This is a genomic window from Pedobacter sp. 05L430 (genome assembly GCF_056397585.1).
Window position 1 is genome coordinate 1 of record NZ_JBFTNT010000162.1, and the last position, 9,152, is coordinate 9,152.

Consider the following 9,152-nt stretch of genomic DNA (forward strand, 5'->3'; position numbering starts at 1 on the left):
ATTCACCAGTGTATAGAGGATGTGTGTATGTTTTCACTAAAAACTATACACTGGTGATTTTTGAATCGATGTCTTAGGATAGTAAATATCTCAAAAACAAAAGTAACACAATTGAYGTGGATATGATAGCGAGTAAAGAATACTGATTCGTCCTCACGATCTTCTTACCCCATAATTCTATTTCATGTGGCGGCTTTTTTGTGATTTCCGATTCAAACCGACTCTTTTCCATCATTTTATATTCGATGTAGAGCAATACCACAAGATTTGCGATTGGAATAAGAATTGTTGCTAGGGAAATTTCCTTTTCTAACTTGGAAAGTGCAAAATATCCTGCGATTAGTATATTATTAAAGTTGAATAGCTTATCATGGATTCTATCAAAATGCTTCAACATATTTTTCAGAGCTTCCTCTTCGGTTTTTTTCCATCTCTGATCCATATCTGCCAGTTCTTTGTCAGTCATTAAGCCGTGCTCCTTTGCAAATTCGTCGTCCATTCTAATTATTTATTTTAATAAATTTAACTATTCCACAATACCGCCAGTAAGGCGATCTACAAATGAATTATAAATTCGCTCACCTAGTTCATCATTATACTCATCCGTAATATATTCAGAAGGGTCAATATTTCTAAGTTCCAGATTTACTGTAATATGACCGCTTTGCGCACCAATTTCCCGAAAGGTTAAATCAATATATCCCTGAAAGGCTTTTAACATAGTTTCCGCAATAGCGATGTCACTATATTCATCTTCCGGAATTAAAAAGTGGACTAATTTTGGCATATAAGCTAGCATTACTTCTAATATTGTCTTTGGTACTGCTAGGTCTTCATTAGTCTTTCCGTAAGCTACAATGGCTCTGTTAAAAGCGATACCGAAAATCAAATCTAATAAATTGAAGAAACTGGAGCCGATTGAGAAATGCTGCGAGATAATATGGTCCAAATATCGTGTGGTTGGATATTTGACACGAAAATCCATATAGTAATCCAGTTGCAAAAGCATAACCAATAAATCATCGAGCGTAATACCGATGATCTGCAGTTCCTCGTACACCAGTCCTTTATATAAATTTGACTTATCCTTTACCAGATTCAAAGCCGCTGCTAAGTCATGTTCCTGAATAATAATCAAATGATATAAACTTCGGAAATCATTCTGTAGTTCGATCCGGTACTCAAAGAACTCTATTGCCTTTTCTTTTAATTCAGGATTGAGGCGCCAGTTCTTTCCCAATAAATTAGATTTAAAATTCAAAAAATACGGATTTGAGCCCTCGTGGTTTAATCCCCTGTCTACCCAAAATAAAGCTTTGGTCAAATCACCAATTTGTTCATAGCAGTATGCAACCCAAAACAGACCATTTACATATTCAGCAAACAAACTATTGTCTACATCCAAAACATGATGAAACAAAGCAAGTGACTCCTGATATTTTTTATAGTGTTGTGCCAGTGTGATGCCTTTGCTAAATAGTGCTTGCGGTAAGTCCGGATCGATTTCAAGCGCCTTATCATAGCAACAAATTTCCTGGTCATGCTGACCTAAGTTACAATAGGTTGTTCCCAAATTCTTCCAACACTGCGCATGGTTCGGTTCCTTAGCCAAACTAAATTTATACTGCTCAATCGCTTCATTAAAGTTGCCAAGTGCATTTAGTGTATTTCCGTAATTAAAAAGCATCAAAGCACTATCTCCGCCCGTCGAAAATCTTTTGAAGAGATTTCGGGCCTGAATAATTTTTCCTTTGTCATTCTCTCTGAAACCTGCCTCAGCAAGTATGCAGGCTTTTGTTTTTAAACCATTGTCTGTTTCTCGAAAATCAAGCAACAGATTGATTGTATTTAACGCTTCATTATACTGATAAGTCTGATATAAACTCCAAGCTAACGCCTGATAGAGATTGTATTCGGTATTTCCACTGCTAATTAACCTCCTGAAAAGATAGATTGCTTGTTCATAATCGCCTTCGTAATATGTTTTCCAAGCGGCCAGTTCTATGTTGTCTTCAATTTTCAAAATATCAAAGTCACTTATAAAAGACTTTGCATTGAAAATGCGCTGTACATGGCCGGTTACCTCCGCCCAGTTTATTTCACTTAGTTTATTGGTTTTTGAAATCGAAAACTGAAATGTTTTATTGTTCTTGGCATAGTCTATATCATGATCATTAATCCACGACCAATATGCCTCATTAGCATCTGCATCGTAGATAATCAACATTACGGGCTCCAAGCGAACCCTATAATAATTTAGCGTTGTTCTCTTCAGTGCGACTTTAGCAAAGTTACCTACCTCTGTATTTTCTGTACTCTTTAATTGGATTGAAAAATTTAGACCCGTTACCTGCTCATTTAAGGAAATTTCAACCTGATAATCAATTCCGTAATCATTATTAGGTACATTATAATGCCAATCATTCGGGATATGTCCTTCCAGAAATTTTGAAGATTTTGTAGCTAGAACATGACTTACTGGGCGTTTTGGATTATTCATTCAGAAAGGGCTTAATCAATATTTTAGGGGTATTTTTTTCAGTTGCATTGTCTCGCCATCGATAGTCATCTGAGAAAGCAGTATACCTTTATATCGCAATTTCTTTAATGCTTTAATAGTTACTACTATTTCTGACTGCTTAACATTACATCCGAAAATCACTTCTCTTACCGCATCCTTCGGATAGACTATTATGGATTTTCCATTTTTAGAAACTGCTCTTATTTCTCTTTCATATGACCAGCGGGCTGCTTTAAACGTAGCCCAATAATAAAAGACATATGGTGTGTTCGCCATACCATCAATCTTCTGAACTTCATCAATATAATTTACCGGATACAGTACATAATCAGGACAAATGAGATTTAAATCAAACCCGATACACATTCCTTTATGTTTATCAGCATAATGTGACCACATCAAAACATCATCAGAAATTTCCGAAAAACAGCTAACCTTGAAGTCCTTCTTTTTCTCCTTAAGTACCTTATGATAATGAGAATTACCACCAATCTTATTGAAATGTTTACGGATTTCCTTTCTTGGAAGTCCATGTTTTGCGCCTGCTTCTAGAATAAATTGTTTTTCAATTTGCGGTGAAATGACCACATCTATCATCTTTTCATTACAGTCAAAAGGATCATTAAATTCGCCTGGATGGGTAAATTTAAAGGTGTTTGTCTTTAACACGTATTCTAAGCCATCGTGCAAATTGACGTATTTGAAATGACGGTCAGCTGATAACACTTTTTTCAGACCCTCATCCCCTAACTGTTTAAATTCAGTATCAGTTAGCATCTTTATTTTTTTCTTTTATTGAATAGCTATACCCCATCTTTTATAAGCTTCATCGCTATAAATGCCGACTGATCCACCTTTTGGAGGATTATTGTGCGTAAAATAGCTTGCCGCGTCATGGATTGGCTCTTTTTTGAAAGGGATATGAATTAACATAGCCGTCCCGTTATCAATTCTCTTTGTTAAAGCAGGTGGCCATTTACTGGACATTGCACGTACATTCCTGATACCCTCAGCGCCCAGATAAGCAACAATTATTGGGATTTTGCAAATGTCCACTGCATATTCGATTTCGAAAGGTACCCAGTCCAGGTCGTCATTGGTCGTATCTCCGATAATCAAAATCATGTTTTTACTATTGTTTAAACGCACTTTAAGGCTAGCTCTTAAAGTTTCCTTTGAACTGCTATCCCGAACTGCCGCAGTTTTATCATGGCTATTTACAATACTAAAACAGTCATCATCCTTACCGCACCATGCTTTAATCAGGTTATAATATTTAATGTCCGATTCTATCGGCACATTCGTTCCATTTGCATGGAAGGCAACGTATGTTCCGTTTCTATATGCCATAATTTGTATTGTGGTTTATTGGTTTAAGCTAAATAGTGATTTAAAAGGTCTTTTACTTCAAACAAATTAATATCGAAGTTCTCGACATCCGTAGGATGAATCACAACGATTAATTTATTACTGAAAATATTTTGTTCTGAAGCTTTAATAAACGATTGGGAAATTTGGGCTATTAAATTCTTCCTGTTCGTAGATATCCGGCCTCGGCCAGTTCCGATTAAAGGCAAAACAATAGGCTCGTTTTCACCTTTTGCAATGATAAATTGCCAAAGTTCATTTGTAGAAAGGAGTACGTTATCCAGCGTAGTTTGGGCGGTATTATTAAAATTCAAATCCGACATAGCTAGCAAATAAAATATCTCTGTGCCAATATTTATTCTTACAGTCGTCCCCATAGGATATTTTTTGTCCTTTCCACTTATTTTAGGATAGTGGGTACTTGCAATATTCACTAATGAATTGTCCAAAATCTGATCCAAAGCCTGAATCTGTTGCGGATAAAATGTATTGGTAAATTGACCCTGTAAACTGCCGGCAGCAATTACACCATTTGCGATATCTGTATCGAAAGTTGTGTTCGTACTGATAACTTTTTGACCTTTATAATCAAAGAGGTTTCCGATTCTAACTTCAATTTGCAAATCTTTACCCGAGACTTTGTATCTTATCCTTGAGATAGGCCTCCTGGTGCAAATAACTAATACCAATGAAACAAAAATCAAAATAAAAAAACTGTAGACTGGTAATTTTTCAGGATCAAAAAGCTTGAAAAAATCCATCATTTCAAACAACAGCCAAACTGCACCTAAAACAGCAAAAAAAGTTTTAACTGCATCGGTAGATAACAACGCATATTTCCAATAAGAACGCGTCTTGATGGATTGCCAGAAATAATTCATATTAATTCCAAGTGTTTGATTTTAGATAATGCCCGTTAACAATTGGAATATATCACTTCGATAGATAGAAATCACGATACCAACAGTACAAATATACTAAGTATTTCGCTTAACAACATGTTGTATCGTGCACTTACAAAACACTTAACGCCCCGTATCGATAAAATACATTACCTCTTTCAAGTCCAAAATATCTGCGTACCGAGCGTCAGCAAAAAAAAATACTTAAAACAGCACTTTCAGCTATTGCAAATCCCGCGGTAACACTAGCAATAATGCCTGAATTGGCAACAAAACCCACCAAGAACTTCTGAGGCTGAGTAACATGATCACGCATCCTTCAAATAATCAAACTCTATCCCTATCCTACTATTCAAAATTATTTAAGGATATTTTTTACCGAAAGAAACCGTTAAGTATAACAATAACTCATAATATTTGGAAAAACAAGGGAAGCGTTCAAATGACAAGAGCTTACTTATATATCCGCGTAAGCACGGATGAACAAAAAAGAAAAGGATACTCCCTTCCTGAGCAGGAAGACCATTTGCTGAAGCACTGTAAGTTTAATAACATTGAGGTTGCTGGCATCTATCAGGAAGATTTTTCAGCGAAGAATTTCAACCGCCCAGAGTGGAAAAAATTATTGACAGCAGTCAAGAAAGATTCGAAAAAAAAAGAGACCAACATTCTTTTCGTAAAATGGGACCGATTTAGCAGGAATATTGAATATGCCTACGAAATGATCGGCATACTCCGGAATTTCAATACAACTGCAATGGCAATCGACCAACCTATAGATTTCACTGTACCTGAGAGTACGGTAATGCTTGCCATATATCTATCAATTCCTGAAGCTGAAAATAACAGAAGATCATTGAATACATCAAATGGCATTAAAAGGGCAAAAATGATGGGAAGATACCCAAATAAGGCGCCTTTGGGGTTCATAAACTGCACGGCTTTTGACGGAAAAAAAGAAATTGTACATGTCCAACCTGCAGCTGATATCATAAAATGGGCTTTTAAACAACTGGCAAAAAATTCCTTCACTATAGAAACTGTCAGAAGAATGGCCTTTGCAAAGGGATTGAAATCTTCAAGATCTGCCTTCTGGAAGCTGGTACGAAACCCCGTGTACTGTGGACTAATCCCTATATCAGCAAAAGATCGGCCACAGGAACTAATTAAGGGAATACATGAACCATTGATTTCCGAATCGTTATTTAATGAGGTTCAAGCAATCATCAATACCCGAAGGAAAATCACATGCAAATCCGATGAGCTGAACAATTTTTTCTTCCTAAAGGGTTTCTTGGTTTGTCCATCCTGCGGTAGAAAATTACGCGCTAGTTTTTCAAGAGGTTCCACAAAAGCATATCCATACTATCATTGCTCGGACGACTGTAAAATGAGGATAAAAGCGGAACTTTTAAATGATAGCTATTGCAAGAGACTGCAAGAACTACAGCTTTCAGATGAGACAACAGAATTGTTTGGGCTTATTATGGAAGATTTAAATATCCGTGTACAGAAGATCGAGTATTTAAACAACAGAAGATTATTAACCAGGCAGCTCGAAGAGCAGCAATCAGCACTCTCAAAGGTTCGGAAATTGTTCGCCGAAGACAGGCTAGATTTTGATGACTTTAAAGAATTAAAAAAAGAGTATCAGACAATCAGCAATAATATCGGAATAGAGTTAAATAGTAATTCGGGGAAACTAAGGTTACTTGAAAAACAATTCCAAGTAGCAGATAGATCCTTCACTAAGATATTCCACAGTTATTCTGAACTCGATATCGTTGACAAAAAATATATTCTAAATCTGATTACTCCCACTATCAGCGATTTCAGGAAGGGTACAGTTTCTATACAGTTAAACAGAGCATTATTAAACATACTATCTTTCAAAATGCCGGTGAATACATTTGAGGCATTGAGCTTAAATACTGAACTAAAGAGCTTTACAGAGAAAAAAGTTCCAGTAAAACTCGCAATTGCAACAATGGCAAAGAACAATATCCAGATAAGTGAAACATACGCTGTAATAATTTTGGACTTTCTATATCGTATCGCAAAAACATACGATTTTAGAAGTACGGAAAACAGCAGAACCATAAGTAGAAATCGAACTAATACAAAACTTCGCAGAGACCACCATAAACCACCATTCTAGACCATATCTAAAAGAATCTAAGTCTTATCCGCAGTAAAAATCGAACTAATAATGGCCAGACACTAATAATCTGTCTTACAGATGTTTATTGCCATAAAAAAAGGAAACAACTCAATAGAGCTGTTTCCTTAAGTACCCGAGAGCAGATTCGAACTGCCACGCCGTTGCCAGCACCAGCCCCTCAAGCTGGCGCGTCTACCAATTTCGCCACCCGGGTATCTTGCTGCAAATATATATTTATTCGCAATATAATGTTAACCCATCATAGGCTAATTTAATATTATCTGGCAATTCTTTTTCAACAACCTGATGAAGCCCCATATTATGGCTTATATGCGTAAAATAGGTTTCCTTTGCCCCTATCTTCCGGGCAAAGTCAATTGCTTCATCTAATGTAAAATGAGATATATGCTGCTCTTTTTGCAAAGCATTTACAACTAGTATTTTAGCGCCTTCAATTTTAGAAATAGTTTCTTCAGAAATAGTTTTTGCATCCGTGACATAAACAAAATCATTTATCCGGAATCCCAAAATAGGAAGCTTATAATGCATTATATCAAGAGGGATTATCGTTGTCTCGCCAACAGAGAAAGCATCGTTAGCTATAGTATTTAAATCAATTTGTGGTAACCCCGGATAGTGTGCTTCAGCGAAAATGTAAGAAAATTCCTTTTTTAAAGCATGCTGAACACGTTCTGTTGCATATATCTCTATATTCTTTTTCAGCAGATAATTAAATGGTCTGATGTCGTCTAAGCCAGCAACATGATCTTTATGTTCGTGGGTAAACAAAATAGCATCCAGATCTTTAACATTTGCCCTAAGCATCTGGTATCTGAAATCCGGTCCACTATCAATAACAATGGTTCTATCCCCCGTTTCTATCAGAACTGATACCCTTAAACGCTTATCCTTATGATCGGCAGACCGACAAACTATGCAATTACATGCGATAACAGGAATACCCTGCGAAGTACCTGTTCCTAAAATCGTGATCTTCAAAATAGAGGAGTTACTGTCATACCACCAAACTTAGAAAAAATTGTTAAAAAAATACAATCTTACCTCAAGTCTACCACCTCTACACCCGGATACTTCTTAGCATCAAAAGCAAATGTAGATTCGGGGACCTTAACATTAGGCACAAAAGATTTTATAGAATAAGCATACTTGCTTCCATTCTTATCAAAGATCAGCACATTGGAAATCTGCTTAGCTACCTTATCAATACTTAATCGGATCTTGAAAAAAGACTTTTTAGTATCTATAGGCGATAGGTCGATCATTTGATAAACCTTGCCACCAACCTTACTATCTCCTGTATATAAGTACTTATACCCTTTTTCGTAAAGTGTAAAAATCTTTGCGGGGTTTATCACATCATCACTGTTGTCAACATTCGTAAGTTGTACTTCTTTATCATCCTTCAAATAAGTCCACTGGCTTTTACCATCACTTATTAAATCCTGGCTAGTCATGGCAACCTTGTATTTATTGGCACTGGCCTTTGCATACAATGTGCCTTGCTGCGTTTCTTTAATTTTTGCTTGCTGATTATCTACAGTAAAAGTGAAATCGGCTTTAACAACATCGTATAAACGATATTTTTTACTTACCTCTGCCAATATGGCTTTCGCCTTGGCATCGGTTTGAGCGTAAGAGGACAAGGTAACTCCCAACACAAACATCAACAACACTATCTTCTTCATCATGTTCTTTAATTATTTATTAAGCTCATTCAAGAACTGTTCCAAAGCGTAATCATCAGGTATTAAAACTTCTCTTGCCTTACTTCCTTCAAATGGGCCAACCACTCCTGCAGCCTCTAGTTGGTCAATAATACGGCCTGCTCTATTATAACCAAGCTTTAATTTTCTTTGTATTAAAGATGTAGAACCTTGCTGATGCATAACAATTAATCTGGCGGCATCTTCGAACATAGAATCCCTATCGTTCGGATCAAAATCAAGCTTAGCTGACTCTGCTGCCTCATCGATATATTCTGGCAGCTGATAAGCTTCCGGATAACCACGCTGAACACCGATAAATTCAGAGATCCTATCAACCTCCGGTGTATCAACAAATGCACACTGCAACCTGATCAGGTCATTTCCGGTAGACAATAGCATATCCCCCCTACCAATTAGCTGATCTGCACCACCGCTATCCAAAATAGTTCTTGAATCTATCTTAGACAATACCC

The 9,152-nt window shown here is 36.6% G+C and carries 9 protein-coding genes and 1 tRNA gene; 1 reads left to right on the forward strand and 9 read right to left on the reverse strand.

The features are described 5' to 3' along the window. Positions 1-73: 73 nt before the first annotated feature. The 5 genes from AC1DG9_RS18000 to AC1DG9_RS18020 are packed head-to-tail and all read right to left on the reverse strand — an operon-like array spanning position 74 to position 4,770. Positions 74-499: a hypothetical protein gene (locus AC1DG9_RS18000; protein WP_337715294.1), complete on the reverse strand. Its 426-nt coding sequence runs from the start codon at positions 497-499 to the stop codon at positions 74-76. A 27-nt stretch (positions 500-526) separates the two neighbouring features. Continuing rightward, on the reverse strand, positions 527-2,500 hold the full coding sequence (locus AC1DG9_RS18005; protein ID WP_337715296.1) for a DUF4365 domain-containing protein: 1,974 nt from the start codon (positions 2,498-2,500) through the stop codon (positions 527-529). 15 nt (positions 2,501-2,515) lie between these two features. Further along, positions 2,516-3,298 (reverse strand): DUF2971 domain-containing protein, encoded by a 783-nt coding sequence (locus AC1DG9_RS18010; RefSeq protein WP_337715297.1) that lies wholly within the window; start codon positions 3,296-3,298, stop codon positions 2,516-2,518. Between the two features lie 15 nt (positions 3,299-3,313). Continuing rightward, positions 3,314-3,871, reverse strand: a complete 558-nt coding sequence (locus tag AC1DG9_RS18015; protein ID WP_477611743.1) for a TIR domain-containing protein — start codon at positions 3,869-3,871, stop codon at positions 3,314-3,316. 23 nt (positions 3,872-3,894) lie between these two features. Beyond that, positions 3,895-4,770, reverse strand: a complete 876-nt coding sequence (locus AC1DG9_RS18020; protein WP_337715302.1) for a macro domain-containing protein — start codon at positions 4,768-4,770, stop codon at positions 3,895-3,897. Between the two features lie 463 nt (positions 4,771-5,233). On the opposite strand from AC1DG9_RS18020, the gene AC1DG9_RS18025 reads away from it, so the two are divergent. Beyond that, positions 5,234-6,949: a recombinase family protein gene (locus tag AC1DG9_RS18025; RefSeq protein ID WP_477611744.1), complete on the forward strand. Its 1,716-nt coding sequence runs from the start codon at positions 5,234-5,236 to the stop codon at positions 6,947-6,949. A 133-nt stretch (positions 6,950-7,082) separates the two neighbouring features. Here the strand turns inward: AC1DG9_RS18025 and AC1DG9_RS18030 are convergent. The 4 genes from AC1DG9_RS18030 to AC1DG9_RS18045 all read right to left on the reverse strand — a co-directional run. Beyond that, positions 7,083-7,166, reverse strand: a tRNA-Leu gene (locus AC1DG9_RS18030). Between the two features lie 20 nt (positions 7,167-7,186). Beyond that, entirely contained in the window at positions 7,187-7,951 is a 765-nt protein-coding gene (locus AC1DG9_RS18035) for an MBL fold metallo-hydrolase (RefSeq protein ID WP_337715306.1), read from the reverse strand. Positions 7,952-8,010: 59 nt separating this feature from the next. Further along, positions 8,011-8,661: an outer membrane lipoprotein periplasmic chaperone LolA1 gene (gene lolA1, locus AC1DG9_RS18040; protein ID WP_337715308.1), complete on the reverse strand. Its 651-nt coding sequence runs from the start codon at positions 8,659-8,661 to the stop codon at positions 8,011-8,013. A gap of 9 nt (positions 8,662-8,670) precedes the next feature. Then, the coding region (locus tag AC1DG9_RS18045) for a DNA translocase FtsK (protein WP_477634992.1) at positions 8,671-9,152 on the reverse strand (482 nt) is incomplete at its 5' end.

Excerpts from the sequence above, each read along its gene's own strand:
- lolA1 (WP_337715308.1), bottom strand. The coding sequence starts at position 8,661 with ATGATGAAGAAGATAGTGTTGTTGATGTTTGTGTTGGGAGTTACCTTG.
- AC1DG9_RS18005 (WP_337715296.1), bottom strand. The coding sequence starts at position 2,500 with ATGAATAATCCAAAACGCCCAGTAAGTCATGTTCTAGCTACAAAATCT.
- AC1DG9_RS18020 (WP_337715302.1), bottom strand. The coding sequence starts at position 4,770 with ATGAATTATTTCTGGCAATCCATCAAGACGCGTTCTTATTGGAAATAT.
- AC1DG9_RS18010 (WP_337715297.1), bottom strand. The coding sequence starts at position 3,298 with ATGCTAACTGATACTGAATTTAAACAGTTAGGGGATGAGGGTCTGAAA.
- AC1DG9_RS18025 (WP_477611744.1), top strand. The coding sequence starts at position 5,234 with ATGACAAGAGCTTACTTATATATCCGCGTAAGCACGGATGAACAAAAA.
- AC1DG9_RS18015 (WP_477611743.1), bottom strand. The coding sequence starts at position 3,871 with ATGGCATATAGAAACGGAACATACGTTGCCTTCCATGCAAATGGAACG.